The following is a 16,953-nucleotide window of genomic DNA, read 5'->3' on the forward strand; positions in this document are numbered from 1 at the left end:
CGAGCTTTCTTGTGTTTTCAGCCGTTTTTCAGCAGTTCATTACGTATGCTGAATGTGATTCAGTTTACTGAATGATGATGTACGTCAAATACCGGGTTTCCCCGATCAGGGTCGGCTCGCCATGCGCGCTGGCGGCCAGGCCGCCCTCAGTCGGCGGACGTTGTTTCCGTGGATTCGCGCACGTCGTGCAGCTGCACGAACTTGCGCAGCAGGCGCTTGAACTCGGCCTGCTCTTGGGGTTCGAGCGCGGCCAGCATGCGCTCGTGCAGTTCGTGGACATTGGGCACGAAGCCGGCCAGCATGGTCTCGCCCTCGGCCGTGAGCGTCAGGCGCCGCTGGCGCCGGGGCAGGATCTCGCGCAGCACCCAGCCCTTGGCCTCCAGGCGCGCCGCGATGTCGGCCGTGGTGGAGTTGTCCAGCGCCACCAGCCGCGCCAGCGTCACCTGGTCGATGCCCGGCTTTTCCTGCAGCATGCGCAGGATGGCGTACTGCACCGGCGTCACGTCCGGCCCCAGCACGTCGCGGAACAGCTGCGCCGCGATCTGCTGCGCGCGCCGGATCAGGTGGCCCGGCTGGTCGTAGAGGTCGATGGAAAGCGGATCGGAGGCGGAGTGGACCATCGGTGGCGGCAGGCCTTGCGGCCCTGGGGTTGAAGCCCGCCGAGGTTACCCCATCCCCGGCGCCGGTCCTGGATGCACGCCGGGCCATGGCCGCCCTCAGGCCACGGCGGCGGCAGGCTGGGCCGCTGCTGCGGCCACCGCCGCCGCCTGCTGCTCCTGCGCAATCCATTTGTCGATGACCTTGCGCGACTGCACGCCGCCCGCATCGATGTTGAGCTTGAGCAGCTTGCGGTCGGGGTGGGCACTGAGGTTGCGCTGCTGCAGCTCCAGCATCTGCAGGTCTTCGCTGAAGATCTTGTGCTGGCCCTCGCGGATGCGGTCGGTGACTTCGGCATCGCCCGGATTGAAGCGGCGCGCCATGCCCCAGAAGTACCACATGGACTCCTCGGTCTCCGGCGTGATGAAGTCCACCACCATGCTGTAGACCTTGTGCTCGTCGGGCGCGTCGTAGCCACCGTGGCCTGCATGGGCCACGCCGACCTCGATCAGCACATGGCTGGGCGGGGTGAAGCGGCAGACCTGCCAGCGGTCCACGGGCACCTCGTCGGCCAGGCCGTTGCTGCGCAGTGCCATCTTCCAGAACGGGGGGGCGGGGATGTCGTTCATGAAGCGGCTGGTGACGACCTCGACATCGGCGCCCTCGCCGCGCGTCTCGGTCTTGCAGGGCGTCTCGTCGATCTCGGCCTGGCCGATGGAGCTGGCGTGCACATAGGTCTCGTGCGTCAGGTCCATGAGGTTGTCGATCATCAGCCGGTAGTCGGCCTGGATGTGGAACATGCCGCCGCCGTAGGCCCATTCGGGGTTGTCGTGCCAGGGCAGCTTCGGAATCAGGGCGGCATCGGCCAGCGCCTTGTCGCCAGGCCAGACCCAGATGAAGCCGTGGCGCTCCTCGACGGGATAGCTGCGGATCTCGGGGAAGCCGCGCACGCGCTGGCCCGGCATGGCAATGGTCTTGCCGTCGCAGCCCATCTCCAGCCCGTGGTAGCCGCAGACCAGCTTGCCCTCGCAGACAAAGCCCAGCGACAGGGGCGCGCCGCGGTGCGGGCAGAAATCCTCCACGGCGGCAACGCCGTGCTGCGCGCGGTAGAACGCAATGCGCTCGCCGCAGATGCGACGGCCCAGCGGCTTGTCCTGGATCTCGTCGGACGTGGCGGCCACGTACCAGGTGTTCTTGGGGAATGTGCTCATGGGGGTCTCCTTTATGGGTGGGGTCCGCAGTCCTTGGCGCTGCGGTGGCAGGGGCACGGGCGGCCGAGGCCGCCGGCACGTATCAATCTCAGATCAAGCGCGGATCAGGCTCGGATCAACTGCACGCCAGGAACCGCATGGCTGCCGGGCTCGCTCACGGCCTCGTGCAGGTTGCGGCGCGCGATGCGCGAGTGCTCTTTCATCAGCGCCTCGGCCCGGGCGCCCTCGCGCGCGGCAATGGCGTCCAGCACCTGGCGGTGCTGGTCCTGGGCCACCATCAGGCTGTGGCGCGCACGCGGCGATTCGGCCCGCGCCAGCACAAAGCCCGAAGGCGAGGCGAAGGGCATGCGCACCACGCGCTCCAGCTCGCGCTGCATGACGCTGCTGCCGGCCATGGAGTGCAGCAGGTCGTGGAATTCGGAGTTCAGCGCCACATAGCGCGAGAAGGCCTCATCGCCCCAGTCGGCCGTCTCCAGCACACGGTCGATGGCATCCAGGCAGCGGCCGGCCTGGGCCAGCAGCGGCTCGGCCACGCCGCGCTCGGCCGCCCAGCGCGCGGCCAGGCCTTCCAGCGTGCCGCGCAGCTCGATGGCATCGGCCACATCGGCTTCGGAGAACAGCCGCACGCGGTAGCCGCGCCCGCCGGCCATGGCTTCGAGCAGGCCTTCCTGCTCCAGCCGCATCAGCGCGGCGCGCACCGGCGTGCGTGAGATGCCCAGGCGCTGCACCACGGTGAGCTCGGCGATGCGCTCGCCTGCGGGCAGTTCGCCCGCAAGAATCATCTCGCGCAGTTGCAGCTGGGCCTTGATGACCTGGGAGTGGCTTTCCGCTTCGGAGGCGGCGGGGGCAAGCTGGGGGCTCATGGGGCTTCGTCTGGATGGAATGGCGTGAATGTATACATCCAAGGCGATTCATGGTGCATTTTTCCGCAAAAACACGGGAAAACACCAATCAAATGTATACAACCAATCCCAGCAAAGACAGTGACCCGCCTGTTTGTATACATCGCCATGGCATCATGGCCGGCTCCCTTTTTCCCCTGCCGCTGCAACCCAGGAGGTCACCCTTGCCGACGTTTTCCCGACACCCCGCCATGGCCGCCCACATCCTCAACCTGGCACGGGATGCCAGCGCCGATGCGCAGGCTCCGCAGGCCTATCCGATCAAGGACTTCTTCCGCAATCCGGAGCGCGGCTTCTTCCGCCTGGCCGATGACGGAAGCATGCTGGGCTTCATGCAGCCCGTCAGCGTGGACGGCCATCCGGCGCGCATGAACATCCATGTGCAGGCGCTGGAGGGCAGCACCCCTGTGGGCGAGCCGCGCCGCATCACGGCCGAGACCGAGCGCGACATCAGCAACTTCTTCTGGAAGGGCTCGGATGTGGTGCTCTATCAGAAGGACTTCGGCGGCGACGAGAACTTCCACGTGCTGGCGGTCAACGCGCGCAGCGGCGAAGCCACCGACCTGACGCCCTGGGACGGCGTGCGCGCCAGCATCGAGGACGACCTGGAAGACGACCCCGACCATGTGCTGATCAGCCACAACCGGCGCGATGCCGAGGTCTTCGACGTGTACCGCGTGAACGTGCACACGGGCGCGGCGCAACTGGTGGCGCAGAACCCCGGCAACATCGTCGGCTGGCAGACCGACCATGCGGGCCGCGTGCGGGCCGCCGTGGCCAGCGACGGCCTGAATAGCGCCCTGCTCTACCGCGACGACGAGGCCGGCGAGTTCCAGCCCCTGATCACCACCGACTACCGCACCAGCGTCAGCCCGGCCTTCTTCACCTTCGACGACCAAAAGCTCTACGCCCTGTCCAACCGGGGCCGCGACAAGCTGGCCCTGGTGGTCATCGACCCGGCCCGGCCCGACGAGGAAGAGGAAATCTTCGTGCCCGAAGAAGTCGATCTGGGCGCGGCGGCCTATTCGCGCAAGCGCCGCGTGCTGACCCTGGCCGCCTACCAGACCGACAAGCCGCAGTACCGCTTCTTCGATGCCGAGACCGAAGCCCTGTACGGCCGGCTGGCCGCGCAGCTGCCGGGCTACGACTTCGCCATCCAGGGCGCCAACCGCGCCGAGGACAAGTTCATCGTCGCCGCCTTCAACGACCGCACGCCGGGCGCGCGCTATATCTACGACGCGGCCGCCGATGCGCTGACCAAGCTGGCCGACATCAACCCGGCCATTCCCGAGTCCGCCATGTCGCGCGTGCAGCCCGTCAGCTACACCAGCCGCGACGGCCTGACCATCCACGGCTACCTGACCCTGCCGGCCGGCCGCGAGCCCAGGAACCTGGCCTGCATCATCAACCCGCACGGCGGCCCCTGGGCCCGCGACGGCTGGGGCTACAACCCCGAGGTGCAGTTCCTCGCCAACCGGGGCTTTTGCGTGCTGCAGGTGAACTTCCGGGGCTCCACGGGCTATGGCCGCGCGTTCTGGGAAGCGGGATTCGGCCAATGGGGCCTGAAGATGCAGGACGACATCACCGACGGCGTGCACTGGCTGATCGACCAGGGCATTGCCGACCCTGCGCGCATCGGCATCTACGGCGGCAGCTATGGCGGCTATGCCACGCTGGCCGGCGTGGCCTTCACGCCCGACCTGTATGCGGCGGCCGTGGACTATGTGGGCGTGTCCAACCTGTTCACCTTCATGAAGACCATTCCGCCCTACTGGAAGCCGCTGCTGGACCAGATGCACGCCATGGTGGGCGATCCCGAGCGCGACAGGGAGCGCCTGGCCGCCACCTCGCCAGCCCTGCATGTGGACCGCATCAAGGCCCCGCTGTTCATCGCCCAGGGCGCGCGCGATCCGCGCGTGAACAAGGACGAGAGCGACCAGGTGGTGAAGGCGCTGCGCGAGCGCGGCGTCGAGGTGCAGTACATGGTCAAGGACAACGAGGGCCACGGCTTTCACAACGACGAGAACAAGTTCGAGTTCTACGAAGCCATGGAGCAGTTCCTGGTCACGCACCTCAAGCCCTGAAGCCGTCCAGGCGCCCGGCCACCCGGCCGCCCGGTCCCTCGGCCGCCCCGCGCTACAGCACGGCGGGCTCCCCGCTTTGCTGCAGCGCCCACATGTCCGCATAGCGCCCGCCCGCCGCGACCAGCTGGGCGTGGGTGCCGCGCTCGACGATGCGCCCGGCATCCATGACCAGGATCTCGTGCGCATCGACCACGGTGGACAGGCGGTGGGCAATCACCAGCGCCGTCTTGTTGCGCGCGGCGCTTTGCAGCTCGGCCTGGATGGCGCGCTCGTTGGCCGAGTCCAGCGCCGAAGTCGCCTCGTCAAAGATCAGGATGGGCGGGTCCTTGAGCAGGGTGCGCGCAATCGCCACCCGCTGCTTTTCGCCGCCCGACAGCTTGAGGCCGCGCTCGCCCACGCGCGTGGCATAGCCCTGGGGCGTGGCCTCGATGAAGTCGTGGATGCGCGCGGCGCGCGCGGCCGCCACCACCTGGTCGCGGCTGGCGCCGGGGCGGCCGTAGGCGATGTTGTATTCCACCGTGTCGTTGAACAGCACCGTGTCCTGCGGCACGATGCCCACGGCGCCGCGCACGCTGTCCTGGGTCAGCTCGCGCAGGTCGTGCCCGGCGATGCGCACATGGCCGGACTGCACGTCGTAGAAGCGGAAGATCAGCCGCGCCAGCGTGCTCTTGCCCGAGCCCGAAGGGCCGACCACGGCCACGGTCTTGCCGGCCGGAATGGTGAAGCTCACGTCCTTGAGGATGGGCCGCTCGGGGTCATAGGCGAAGTCCACGTGTTCGAAGCGCAGCTCGGGCGGCGCGCCGTCTGCCGGCAGGGGCCGGGCGCCGGGCGCATCGGCCACCTCGCGCTCCTTGTCCATGAGGGTGAACATGCGCTCCAGGTCGGTCAGGCTCTGCTTGATCTCGCGGTAGATCACGCCCAGAAAGCCCAGCGGGATGTAGAGCTGGATCATGAAGGCGTTGACCATGACCAGGTCGCCCAGCGACAGCCGCCCGTCCACCACGCCCTGCGTGGCGCGCCAGAGGATGGCGACCAGGGCCGTGGCGATGATCAGCTGCTGCCCGCAGTTGAGCATGCTCAGCGTGGTCTGGCTCTTGAGGCGCACGCGGCGCAGCGCCTCCAGGTTCTCGTCATAGCGCCGCGCCTCGAAGCCCTCGTTGCCGAAGTACTTGACGGTCTCGTAGTTCAGCAGCGAGTCGATGGCCTTGGTGTGGGCCGCCGACTCCTGGGCATTGGCCTCGCGCCGAAAGCGCGTGCGCCACTCGGTCACCGTGACCGTGAACGTGATGTAGAACACCAGCGCCGCCAGCGTGATGACCGCGAACCAGATGTCGAAGCGCAGCGCCAGGATGCCCAGCACCAGCGCCATCTCGATGAAGGTGGGCAGGATGCTGTAGAGCGAATACGAGATCAGCGACTCGGTGCTGCGCACGCCGCGCTCGATGTCGCGCGTCATGCCGCCGGTCTGGCGCTCCAGGTGAAAGCGCAGGCTCAGCGCATGCAGGTGCTCGAAGGTGGACAGCGCAATCGCCCGCGAGGCGCCCTGCGTGGCCTTGGCAAAGACCAGGTCGCGCAGCTCGGTGAACAGCGAGCTGGAAAAGCGCAGCAGCCCGTAGGCCAGCAGCAGGGCCACGGGCACGACGAGCACCGCGCGGGCATCGCCGGCCTTCAGATCCAGCGCATCGACCAGGTGCTTGAGCAGCACCGGCACGCCCACGTTGGCGAGCTTGGCCCCGATCATGAAGCCCAGCGCCGCCAGCACGCGCCACTTGTATTGCCACAGGTAGGGCAGCAGGCGCCGCAGCGCGTTCCAGTCCCGCGACGGTGCCGGGGTTGGGACTAAGGGTAAATCCGTAGGGGAAGCGCTCTCGCGTCGCATGAAAGACAATTCTCGGTTGTTATATTGACCCGATTGTGCCCATGCCACCCCGCCCCGACCTCCCGCCCCATCCCTTGCCCGCAGACAAGGAGCTGGTTCTCAAGGTCATTCCCATGCCCGCCGATGTCAACGCCAATGGCGACATCTTCGGCGGCTGGGTCATGGCGCAGGTCGACCTGGCAGGTTCCGTGCTGCCCTCGCGCCTGGGCCAGAGCCGCATGGTCACCGTGGCCGTGAACGAGTTCATCTTCAAGCAGCCCGTGCGCGTGGGCGACATCCTGTCGTTCTACTCCAGCGTGCAGCGCGTGGGCCGCACCTCGGTCACGGTCGATGTCGAGGTCTATGCCGAGCGCTTTGCCGACCAGGGCCGCTTCGTCAAGGTGACCGAAGCCCTGCTGACCTACGTGGCCATCGACGGCCAGGGCAAGCCCCAGTCGCTTCCGGACAACGACCAGGTGCGTTCCTGGCGCGCATCGGCCGAGCGCAATGCAGAACGCAAGCAGCAGCAGGCCGGCTGAACCCGCCCACCTCTGCAGCCATGAAAAAAGCGACCTTCGCAGGTCGCTTTTTCATTTCCGGCAGCAGAGATGGCTCATGCCAGCGACGGCGTGACGCGCGGCTGCAGCGAGGCCGCTGCGGTGGCCGCAGCCAGGGCAGCGGAACTGCTGGCGGCGCTGTCGCTGGAGACGGCCGACGAGGAAGAGGACAGGCTGGAGGCGCTGGACGCCACGGCCGAACCCGAAGATGAACGCGGCGAGGAGCCGGCCTCGATTTGGCCCGTGAGCTCGCCGCCCTCTTCGATCACCACCTTGCCGTAGCGGATCTTGCCGCTGACTTTGCCCGTGCCGTAGATGACCAGCTTCTCGCGCACGGTCAGCGTGCCGTCGAACACGCCATGGATCTCGGCGATATCGATCTCGGCCGTGCCATGGAAGGCACCCTGCTCGGCGATCTGGATCACGCGCGAGTCCATGGTGGCCTCCACCGTGCCTTCGACCACCAGCGTGTCGCAGTCGGTGATCTCCACGCCCTTGAGCTTGATGTTGGGGCCCACGGTGAGCTTGCTGCCCGGAGAGTCCTGCGACACAGGCGAGGCCTGGCGCTGGGTGGATGCCGGGCTGCTCACGCTGGAGCTGGGCATGACGGCTCCCGAAGGGCTGCCGCCCGTGCTGGCGGCGCCTGTGCCGCTGCCCAGGGTGTTGCGGGAGGTGAAAGCATCGTTGTCGCGCTTGCCAAAGAACGGGTTCTGAACAGCCATGGGTGGGTCTCCTTCGGAAAAATCCGATGCTACGCACACGAACTGGCAACAAATGCCGGCATCTCGCAAGAACGGTAACGAGATGGTTCTCCCGTTTCATGTGCTTGCAAGCCTTTCTCGATCACACACCGCGCATGCGCAGGTCGCGCAGCGGACATGCGCAAATCAATAGGTGCATCTACACTCATTTCCATTCCAGGCAACCTGCCCCTCGCCCCATGACCTCCTCCACCTCAAGCGCCGCCAGTCCGGTCTGCACCTGCTTCATGGTGCGCAGCCTGTCGCGCAAGATCTCGCAGCTCTATGACGACACGCTGGCGCCCAGCGGCCTGCGCGGCACGCAGTTCAGCCTGCTGGTGCAGGCACGCAATGCGCCCGACGGCCCACCCACGGTCTCGGCCCTGGCCGAGCAGTTGCACACCGACCGCACGACGATGACGCGCAACCTGCGCACGCTGCAGCAGGCCGGCTTCATCGACCTGGTTCCCGGCGCGGATGCGCGCAGCCGCTGCGTGGTGGTCACGCCCGAAGGCCGCGCCCGCATCCGCGAGGCTGCCGCCCTGTGGCGCCAGGCCCAGCAGCGCGTGCGCGAGCTGTGCGGCAGCGAGCAGATCGGCGCGCTGGAAAGCCTGGTGCTGGGCATGCTGCCCGTGCTGGAAACCGCCACGCAGGAGAGCGCGGAATGAGCGCCGCCCTGCCCTCCGCAGCCCCTGGCGCTGCGGCCAGCGGGTCCGAGCATCCGTTGGTCAGCGGCCCCATCGCCTCCACCCTGGTGCGCCTGGCCGTGCCCAACATGGTGGCGCTGAGCATGTCGGTTCTGGTCGCCGTGGCGGAGACCTATTACGTAGGGCAGCTGGGAACCGTATCGCTGGCGGCCATGGCCCTGGTGTTTCCGCTGGCCATGCTCACGCAGATGATGAGCAACGGTGCCATGGGCAGCGGCGTGTCCTCGGCCATCAGCCGCGCGCTGGGTGCGGGCGACGGCGCGCGTGCCTCGGCACTGGCCCTGCACGCCATCGTGATCGGCGCCATCGCAGGCCTGCTGTACTCGCTCATCTTCGTGCTCTGCGGCGCCACCTTCTACGGCTGGCTGGGCGGGCGCGGCGAGGTGCTGGCAGCGGCCACGGGCTTTGGCGCCGTGCTGTTCAGCGGCGCCATCCTGGTGTGGCTGTGCAATACGCTGGCCTCGGTGGTGCGGGGCACGGGCAATATGCGCATGCCGTCGGCCGTGATCTTTGCGGCCTCGCTGGTGCAGATCGTGGTGGGCGGCACGCTGGGGCTGGGCCTGGGGCCCATGCCGCGCTGGGGCATGCCGGGCGTGGCCGTGGGCAACATCGTGGCCATGGTGCTGGCCGTGGCGGCCTTCCTGGCCTACCTGCAGTGGGGCCAGCAGCGCCTGCAGCTGGACTGGCGCACGCCGCGCCTGGCCTGGCCCATGTTCCGCGACATCCTGCGCGTGGGCGCCCTGGCCTGCCTGTCCCCCGTGCAAACGGCGCTGGCCGCGCTGCTGCTGACAGGCATGGTCGCCCGCCTGGGCCCGCTGGCCCTGGCCGGCTACGGCATAGGCCAGCGGCTGGAGTTCCTGCTGATCCCCATGGCCTTCGGCGTGGGCATGGCCGCCGTGCCCATGGTGGGCATGGCCATGGGCGCAGGCCAGGTGGCCCGCGCGCGCCGCGTGGCCTGGTCGGGCGGCGCCATGGCCGCTGCCCTGCTGGGCGTGCTGGGGCTGGTGGTCATGGTCTGGCCGCAGCTGTGGTCAGGCATCTTCACCGGCGACCCGGCCGTGCGCGCCTACGCCGACCTCTACCTGCGCACCGTGGGCCCGGCCTTCGGGCTGTTCGGCCTGGGACTGGTGCTGTACTTCGCCTCCCTGGGCGCAGGCCGCGTCTGGGCTCCCGTGCTGGCCGGCACGGTGCGCCTGCTGATCGTGGTGGTGGGCGGCGGCTGGCTCATGTCCAGCGGCCTGGGCAGCGCGCAGTCGCTGTTCATCCTGGTCGCCGTGGCCATGGCCGCCTATGGCGCAGGCACGGCCTGGGCCGTGTGGCGCGCGCGCTGGGGGTGAAGAAACGCAAAAAGAAGGCCCGCAGTCAGCGGGCCATGCTTCAAGAAACGATGTACGCCGCCGTCCCCGTGGACAGCAAGCTGCCATCGGCCCCCAGGAATTCCATGCGCGTGTTGGCCACGCGCGAACCCAGCCGCAGCACCTCGGCGCGCAGGATGAATTCGCCGCCTATGCCGGGGCGCAGGTAGTCCACGCGCAGGTCGATGGTGCCCAGGCGCGAGAAGCGGTGCAGGCGCTGCAGCGGCGCATCGTCCATGTGCTTGGCGCCGATGGCAGCCATGACGGCCAGGCCGCCCATGGAGTCCAGGCCGGCGCTGATCACGCCGCCGTGGATGCGCTGGTAGGCGGCGTGGCCTATGAGCTCGGGCCGCATGGTGATGCGGCCTTCAACCCGCTCGGGCAGCACTTCGGTGATGCGCAGGCCCAGCACCTGGTTGAAGGCGATCTGGCGCTCGAACACTTCGCGCAGCCCGGCGATGAACTCGGGCTCGAACTGCACGGGCGCCTCGGAGGCCTCGGAGGCCTTCGTGGATTTCAGCACTGGCTGAAGTCCGGCTTGCGCTTCTCCATGAACGCGGTGAACGCCTCCTTGGCAGCAGGCCCGCCCATCAGCTTGCCGAAGCTCGCGCCCTCCTCGGCCATGCGCTCGCGCACCAGGCCGGACTGGCCGGCCTTCATGAGGCGCTTGGTCTCGATCAGGGCCGACAGCGGCTTGGCGGCCAGCTTCCTGGCCTGGGCCTGGGCCAGCGCATTGCATTCGCTGGGCGGCACGACGCGGTTGACCAGGCCCACTTCCAGGGCGGCTTCGGCCAGGAAGGGCTCGCCCAGCAGCAGGGCCTCGGCCGCGCGGTGGTAGCCGAGCATCTGGGGCAGCAGCAGGCTGGAGGCCGCTTCGGGGCACAGGCCCAGGTTCACGAAGGGCAGCGAGAAGGCCGCGTTGTCGCCCGCATAGACCAGGTCGCAGTGCAGCAGCAAGGTGGTGCCGATGCCCACGGCCGGGCCGCAGACGGCGGCGATCACGGGCTTGGGAAAGGCGGCGATGTTGTGCAGGAAGCGCCAGACGGGGCGCTGCTCGCCTTCCGGCCTGGCGGCGCCGCCGGCCGACTGCTTGAGGAAGTCGGCAATGTCGTTGCCCGCGCTGAAGATGGCCATGTCGCCCTGGAAGACCACGCAGCGCACGGCGGCGTCTTCGCCGGCCTGGGCCAGCGCATCGGCCATGCTGGCGTACATGGCCTCGGTGATGGAGTTCTTCTTGTCTGCGCGGTTGAAGGTGATGGTGCAGACACCGGCTTCGGTGTGCACGAGGATGTCCTGGGTGGTTTCGCTCATGATGGTCTTGCCTTGCTTATTCCTTGAAATACACGATCTGGTGGCTGCTCGCCAGCATCACGCCGGCCTCGCTCCACAGCTGGGCGCTCTGGTCGAAGAAGCCGTTGCGAAATTCCTGGCCGCGCGCCTGGGCCAGCAGGTGGCCCGTGCCTGCCGCCGCCAGTTCCTCACGCCCCGCATGGAAGTAGACGGTGATGGACACCGTGCCCGCCGGGGTGCGCTGTGCGCGGCGCAGCCACACGCGCGGGAAGAATACGTCAGCCAGGCCGGCCAGCGCGCAAAAATCCAGTGCGCGCGGCGGCTCGTCGCGCACCCACAGGCGCGTGAGGCTGTCGGTCTCGCGGCCATCCCAGGTCTGGGGAATGATGCCGTCGAGAAAGCGCATGTCGTAGCGGTTGAGCCATTCCACGCCGCCCAGCGGCGGCACGCGCGGCACGGTGGCGGGCGACGGCACCTCGGGCATGGACAGGTCGGTGCCGCCCCAGGTGCTGCGCCGCACGGCCGTGACGGCCGTGGCCGTGGTGACGACCTGGGCATCACCATCCTGGTCGGGCTGGGTGATGGTCAGCAGCCAGTGCTGGGTGGAGCGGTTGGTGCGCACGGGGCGGGCTTCGATGTCGAAGCGCCCCGCGCCCAGCGCGGCCGCGTAGTTGACGGTGATGGACAGCGGATCGCCCAGGCACAGCGGATGCTGCTGGATGGCCTGCACCAGCGCGGCGGCGGTGATGCCGCCGTACGGGCCCACCATGTTCCAGTAGTCCTGCGTGGTCTGGCCCTGGTAGTGGCCAACGGCGCCGGTGGGCGTGAGCGCCACGGCCTGGTCGAGAGGATGGATGTCTGTGCTCATGGCAAACGAGTGTGATGGCAAGCGGGGCCCGCGTCCGTCAAGCCGGCGACTCTGCGGGTGAGGGAAAGCGCGGGTGGGCCGCGGCGGCCGGCGCCTTGGTCCAGCCCGAGAACACGTCCACGGCCCGGCCCCAGAGCGCGTCGCGCATATCGGCGCGGAAGAAGCCGAAATGCCCTATGCGCCGCAACTGCAGGGCCTTGGGCTCGATGCGCTCGATGCGGCTGGGGGCATTGGCGTAGAGCGCGAACAGGTGCTCGGTGCCGCGCCAGGTCATGAGTTCGTCGTCGCTCATGGACAGCGCCATCACCGGAAAGCGCACGGCGGCGTAGCTGCGCGCGGCGGCCTCGCCCTCGGCACCCACGCTGTAGCGCGGGTTCAGGCACCAGCGGCGCCACTGCAGCATGACGCCGGCCGGCAGGTCGCCCACCTTGCGCAGGCGCCGGCCCGGAAAGTAGCCGCACAGGCGCGTGGCCACGGGCACCAGCACATGCCAGAAATAGGGAACCATGCGCTTGAGGCGAGGCGCATTGTCACGCCAGTAGCCGCTGCCGGCCGCAATGCTCAAAAGGCCGTCCACCAGCTGCGGGGAGCGCAGCAGGCCCGGCAGCTGGGCGCCCAGGCTGTGGCCGATCAGGAACAGCGGCTGGTCCGGCAACTGCGCCTTGGCATGGGCGATGACCGCCTCGTAGTCGCGCGCCCAGTCGCACAGGTCGGCACGCACCTGGCGCAAAGAGCCTTGCAGGGAATCGCCATGGCCCCGGTAGTCAAAGCTGGTCACCCGATAGCCCTGGCCCGCAAGCCAGGTGGCAAAGGCCTCGTAGAAGGCCTGGCGCACCCCCATGGCCCCGCCGATGACCACGCTGGCGTGCGGCGGGCCAGCGGGCGTGTAGACGCGCAGCGCCAGCGTGGCGCCGTCGCTGCTGAGTTGGTGTTGTTCCATGGCTGTCTCCTGGTCGGTGCCGTTTCTGTGCCGGCTCGCATGGATGGGAAAGGATGGGATGAGCGGAAAAAACAAAGCCCCGCGAACGGGGCCTTGAGCAACGGTCAGACCCGCTCGAAGATGCCGGCGGCGCCCTGGCCCATTCCGACGCACATGGTCACCATGCCGTAGCGCAGTTGCTTGCGGCGCAGCGCATGCACCACGGTGGCCGAGCGGATGGCGCCCGTGGCGCCCAGCGGGTGGCCCAGGGCAATCGCGCCGCCCATGGGGTTGACCTTGGCGGGGTCCAGGCCCAGCGTGTTGACCACGGCCAGCGACTGGGCGGCAAAGGCTTCGTTGAGTTCGAACCAGTCGATGTCGTCCTGCTTGAGGCCCGCATAGCGCAGCGCGGCCGGGATGGCCTCGATGGGGCCGATGCCCATGATGGCCGGCGGCACGCCCTTGCTGGCATAGCTCACGAAGCGCGCCAGCGGCGTGAGACCGAAGCGCTGCACGGCGGCGCCGCTGGCCAGGATCAGCGCGCCTGCGCCATCGCTGGTCTGCGAGCTGTTGCCGGCCGTCACCGAGCCGCGCGCCGCGAACACGGTGCGCAGCTTGCCCAGGCCTTCCAGGCTGGTGTCGGGGCGTGCTCCCTCGTCCAGCTCCACGGTGCGCGTGCGCACCACGGGCTCGCCCTTGGCCAGGTCCAGGCCCCGGTCGGTGACCTCGAGGGGCGTGATCTCGTCCTTGAACTCGCCGGCCTGCTGCGCGGCCAGGGCACGGCGGTGCGACTCCAGCGCAAAGGCGTCCTGCGCATCGCGCGAGACCTTCCACTGCTGGGCCACCTTCTCGGCCGTCAGGCCCATGCCATAGGCAATGCCCACGTCGCCATCGCGCTCGAAGATGGACGGCGACAGCGAGGGCGCGTTGCCCATCATGGGCACCATGCTCATGCTCTCGACGCCGGCCGCGATCATCACGTCGGCCTCGCCCACGCGGATGCGGTCCGCCGCCATGGCCACGGCCGACAGGCCCGAGGCGCAGAAGCGGTTCACGGTGATGCCGCCCACGCTGGTGGGCAGGCCCGCCAGCACGGCGCTGATGCGCGCCACGTTCAGGCCCTGCTGGGCCTCGGGGATGGCGCAGCCGCAGATGATGTCCTCGATGGCAGCCGGGTCCAGCCCCGGCACCTGGGCCAGCGCGGCCTTCAGCGTGGTCGCCAGCAGGTCGTCGGGACGGTAGTTGCGGAAAAAGCCCTTGTGCGACTTGCCAATGGGCGTGCGCGTGGCGGCGACGATGTAGGCGTCTTGGATTTGTTTCATGGAGATTGCTCCTAGATCTCAGTTATTCGCGGCCCGCAACGCAGGCATGTCCCAAGTCAGGGACAGCAAGCAAGGGCCGCCCCGCCGCGAGGCTGTCGTCCCCCTGGGGGAAGGCGCGAAGCGACTCAGGGGGGACATATCAATTCCGGACGGGCTTGCCGGTGTTCAGCATTCCGAGAATGCGTTCATGGGTCTTCGGATGGCCGATCAGGTGGCAGAACGCCTTGCGTTCGAGCTTCATCAGATAGGCCTCGTCCACCAGGGTGCCCGCATCCACGTCGCCGCCGCAGACCACGTTGGCGATCAGGCTGGCCACATGCTGGTCGAACTCGCTGATGAAGCCGCCGTCACGCATGTTGACCAGCGAGCCCTTGATGGTGGCCACGCCGCTGCGTCCCGCCACGGGGAAGCTGCGCGGCAGCGGCGCGCGCCAGCCGCCTGCGGCCATGGACTTGGCCTCGTTGATGGCGACGAAGAGCAGTTCGTCCTTGTGCGGCACGATGAGGTCGCTGTCCAGCAGGTAGCCCAGCTTGCGTGACTCGATGGCACTGGTGCCCACCTTGGCCATGGCCGCGGCCGTGAAGCCTTCGGTCAGGAAGGGCAGCAGGTCCTTGCCCGTGCTGGTGGCGGCGTTCTCTGCCGCGCGGCGCGCGATGTAGGTCAGGCCGCCCGCGCCGGGCACCAGGCCCACGCCGACTTCCACCAGGCCGATGTAGCTCTCCATGTGCGCCACGCGGCGCGCGCTGTAGACGGCCAGCTCGCAGCCGCCGCCCAGCGCCATGCCATGGATGGCCGCAACCACGGGCACCTGGGCGTAGCGGATGCGCAGCATGAGGTTTTGCAGCTCCTGCTCCACGCTTTCGATGGCGTCGGCGCCGCCGATCACGAAGGCCGGCATGGTGGCCTCCAGGTCGGCGCCCACGCTGAACGGCGCATCGCCCGACCAGATGACCATGCCCTGGAAGTCGGCCTCGGCCACGTCCACGGCTTCCATCAGCGCTTCCATGACTTCGGGGCTGATGGCGTGCATCTTGTTCTTGATGCTGGCGATCAGGATCTGGCCGTCCAGCGTCCAGGTGCGCAGCACCTTGGATTCGGCAATCGTGGTGCCGGCCGTCTTCCAGTCGGGCAGGCTGTCTTCGCCCAGCAGCTTCTCGGGGAAGATCTGGCGTTCGTAGACGGGCAGCACGCGGCGGGGCACGAATTGGCCCTTGGCAGGGCTCCACGAGCCCTGCGCCGTGTGCACGCCGCCAGCCTCGGCCACCGGGCCTTCGAAGACCCACTTGGGCAGGGGCGCCTTGCTCAATGCCTTGCCGGCATCGATGTCCTCCTGGATCATCTTCGCCACTTCCAGCCAGCCGGCTTCCTGCCACAGCTCGAACGGGCCCTGCTTCATGCCGAAGCCCCAGCGCATGGCTTGGTCCACGTCGCGTGCGGACTCGGCAATGCTCTCCAGGTGGATGGCCGCGTAGTGGAAGCTGTTGCGCAGGATGGCCCACAGGAAGCGGCCCTGCGCGCCCTCGGCATTGCGCAGCAGCTTCAGGCGCTCGGCAGCGGGCTTCTTGAGCATGCGGCCATAGACCTCGTCGGCCTTGCCGCCGGCGGGCACGTAGTCCTCGCTGTCCAGCTCGAACTGCAGGATGTCGCGGCCGACCTTCTTGTAGAAGCCCTTCTTCGCCTTCTGGCCGAGGTTGCCCAGCTCGATCAGCTTGGCCAGCACGGGCGGCGTGCCGAAGCTGCCGTAGAAGGGGTCGGTCTCGGCGCTGAGGTTGTCCTGCAGCGTCTTGATCACATGGGCCATGGTGTCCAGGCCCACCACGTCGGCCGTGCGGAAGGTGCCGCTGGATGCGCGGCCCAGCTTCTTGCCGGTGAGGTCATCGACCACGTCGAAGGTCAGGCCGAAGTTCTCGACCTCCTTCATCGTGGCCAGCATGCCGGCGATGCCGATGCGGTTGGCGATGAAGTTGGGCGTGTCCTTGGCGCGCACCACGCCCTTGCCCAGGCCGCTGGTGACAAAGGCTTCGAGCTGGTCCAGCACCACGGGCTGCGTGGTCGGCGTGGCGATCAGCTCCACCAGCGGCATGTAGCGCGGCGGGTTGAAGAAGTGGATGCCGCAAAAGCGCGGCTTGATCGCGTCGGGCAGCGCCTCGGACAGCTTGGTGATGGACAGGCCCGAGGTGTTGGACGCCACGATGGCGTGCTTGGCCACATGGGGCGCGATCTTGGTGTACAGATCGAGCTTCCAGTCCATGCGCTCGGCAATGGCCTCGATGATCAGGTCGCAGCCCTTGAGCAGCTTGAGGTGCTCCTCGTAGTTGGCGGGCTGGATCAGGTCCGCGTCCTCGGCCACGCCGATGGGCGAAGGCTTGAGCTTCTTGAGGTTGGCGATGGCGCGCTCGGCAATGCCGCTTTTCGGGCCTTCCTTGGCGGGCAGGTCGAACAGCACCACGGGCACCTTGACATTGACCAGATGGGCGGCGATCTGCGCTCCCATCACGCCAGCGCCGAGCACGGCGACTTTCTTCACATTGAATCGGGACATG

The 16,953-nt window shown here is 68.2% G+C and carries 15 protein-coding genes; 4 read left to right on the forward strand and 11 right to left on the reverse strand.

Annotated elements, in window-relative coordinates; translation table 11 throughout:
• Positions 1-146 precede the first annotated feature (146 nt).
• The 3 genes from DELCS14_RS25505 to DELCS14_RS25515 all read right to left on the reverse strand — a co-directional run bounded on the left by DELCS14_RS25505 (position 147) and on the right by DELCS14_RS25515 (position 2,671).
• Positions 147-620, reverse strand: a complete 474-nt coding sequence (locus DELCS14_RS25505; RefSeq protein WP_013804186.1) for a MarR family transcriptional regulator — start codon at positions 618-620, stop codon at positions 147-149.
• A gap of 96 nt (positions 621-716) precedes the next feature.
• Positions 717-1,808 carry an aromatic ring-hydroxylating dioxygenase subunit alpha gene (locus tag DELCS14_RS25510; protein WP_013804187.1) on the reverse strand — a complete coding sequence of 364 codons (1,092 nt, stop codon included), beginning with the start codon at positions 1,806-1,808 and terminating at the stop codon, positions 717-719.
• A gap of 104 nt (positions 1,809-1,912) precedes the next feature.
• Positions 1,913-2,671: a GntR family transcriptional regulator gene (locus tag DELCS14_RS25515; protein ID WP_013804188.1), complete on the reverse strand. Its 759-nt coding sequence runs from the start codon at positions 2,669-2,671 to the stop codon at positions 1,913-1,915.
• A 230-nt stretch (positions 2,672-2,901) separates the two neighbouring features.
• Here DELCS14_RS25515 and DELCS14_RS25520 point away from each other — a divergent pair, with 230 nt between their 5' ends.
• Positions 2,902-4,794 carry a S9 family peptidase gene (locus DELCS14_RS25520; protein WP_085929074.1) on the forward strand — a complete coding sequence of 631 codons (1,893 nt, stop codon included), beginning with the start codon at positions 2,902-2,904 and terminating at the stop codon, positions 4,792-4,794.
• A gap of 52 nt (positions 4,795-4,846) precedes the next feature.
• Here the strand turns inward: DELCS14_RS25520 and DELCS14_RS25525 are convergent, their stop codons facing one another.
• Positions 4,847-6,673, reverse strand: a complete 1,827-nt coding sequence (locus tag DELCS14_RS25525; RefSeq protein ID WP_012203279.1) for an ABC transporter ATP-binding protein/permease — start codon at positions 6,671-6,673, stop codon at positions 4,847-4,849.
• A gap of 41 nt (positions 6,674-6,714) precedes the next feature.
• Between DELCS14_RS25525 and DELCS14_RS25530 the strand changes: the two genes are divergently transcribed.
• The gene (locus tag DELCS14_RS25530; protein ID WP_013804190.1) at positions 6,715-7,191 is read left to right on the forward strand and encodes an acyl-CoA thioesterase; all 477 of its coding nucleotides are present in this window, start codon (positions 6,715-6,717) and stop codon (positions 7,189-7,191) included.
• A 74-nt stretch (positions 7,192-7,265) separates the two neighbouring features.
• Here the strand turns inward: DELCS14_RS25530 and DELCS14_RS25535 are convergent, their stop codons facing one another.
• Positions 7,266-7,931 carry a polymer-forming cytoskeletal protein gene (locus DELCS14_RS25535; protein WP_012203277.1) on the reverse strand — a complete coding sequence of 222 codons (666 nt, stop codon included), beginning with the start codon at positions 7,929-7,931 and terminating at the stop codon, positions 7,266-7,268.
• Positions 7,932-8,149: 218 nt separating this feature from the next.
• Here DELCS14_RS25535 and DELCS14_RS25540 point away from each other — a divergent pair, with 218 nt between their 5' ends.
• Both DELCS14_RS25540 and DELCS14_RS25545 read left to right on the forward strand, forming a co-directional pair.
• The gene (locus DELCS14_RS25540) at positions 8,150-8,617 is read left to right on the forward strand and encodes a MarR family winged helix-turn-helix transcriptional regulator (protein WP_013804191.1); all 468 of its coding nucleotides are present in this window, start codon (positions 8,150-8,152) and stop codon (positions 8,615-8,617) included.
• Positions 8,614-9,993 carry an MATE family efflux transporter gene (locus DELCS14_RS25545; protein ID WP_013804192.1) on the forward strand — a complete coding sequence of 460 codons (1,380 nt, stop codon included), beginning with the start codon at positions 8,614-8,616 and terminating at the stop codon, positions 9,991-9,993. The genes DELCS14_RS25540 and DELCS14_RS25545 overlap by 4 nt, the downstream gene beginning before the upstream one ends.
• Positions 9,994-10,033: 40 nt before the next feature.
• Here DELCS14_RS25545 and DELCS14_RS25550 read toward each other — a convergent pair whose 3' ends face one another.
• From DELCS14_RS25550 to DELCS14_RS25575, 6 genes are all read right to left on the reverse strand, one after another.
• The gene (locus DELCS14_RS25550; protein WP_013804193.1) at positions 10,034-10,534 is read right to left on the reverse strand and encodes a thioesterase family protein; all 501 of its coding nucleotides are present in this window, start codon (positions 10,532-10,534) and stop codon (positions 10,034-10,036) included.
• Complete coding sequence (locus DELCS14_RS25555) at positions 10,528-11,322, reverse strand: enoyl-CoA hydratase (RefSeq protein WP_013804194.1); 795 nt, start codon at positions 11,320-11,322, stop codon at positions 10,528-10,530. The genes DELCS14_RS25550 and DELCS14_RS25555 overlap by 7 nt, the downstream gene beginning before the upstream one ends.
• Positions 11,323-11,338: 16 nt before the next feature.
• The gene (locus tag DELCS14_RS25560) at positions 11,339-12,169 is read right to left on the reverse strand and encodes a thioesterase family protein (RefSeq protein WP_013804195.1); all 831 of its coding nucleotides are present in this window, start codon (positions 12,167-12,169) and stop codon (positions 11,339-11,341) included.
• A gap of 37 nt (positions 12,170-12,206) precedes the next feature.
• Positions 12,207-13,109, reverse strand: coding sequence for an alpha/beta fold hydrolase (locus DELCS14_RS25565; protein WP_013804196.1), 903 nt, complete (start codon positions 13,107-13,109; stop codon positions 12,207-12,209).
• 104 nt (positions 13,110-13,213) lie between these two features.
• Positions 13,214-14,410, reverse strand: coding sequence for an acetyl-CoA C-acyltransferase (locus DELCS14_RS25570; RefSeq protein WP_013804197.1), 1,197 nt, complete (start codon positions 14,408-14,410; stop codon positions 13,214-13,216).
• A gap of 139 nt (positions 14,411-14,549) precedes the next feature.
• Positions 14,550-16,952, reverse strand: coding sequence for a 3-hydroxyacyl-CoA dehydrogenase/enoyl-CoA hydratase family protein (locus DELCS14_RS25575; protein WP_013804198.1), 2,403 nt, complete (start codon positions 16,950-16,952; stop codon positions 14,550-14,552).
• Position 16,953: the final 1 nt, after the last annotated feature.

This window comes from Delftia sp. Cs1-4 (assembly GCF_000214395.1).
Taxonomy (GTDB): Bacteria; Pseudomonadota; Gammaproteobacteria; order Burkholderiales; family Burkholderiaceae_C; genus Comamonas; species Comamonas acidovorans.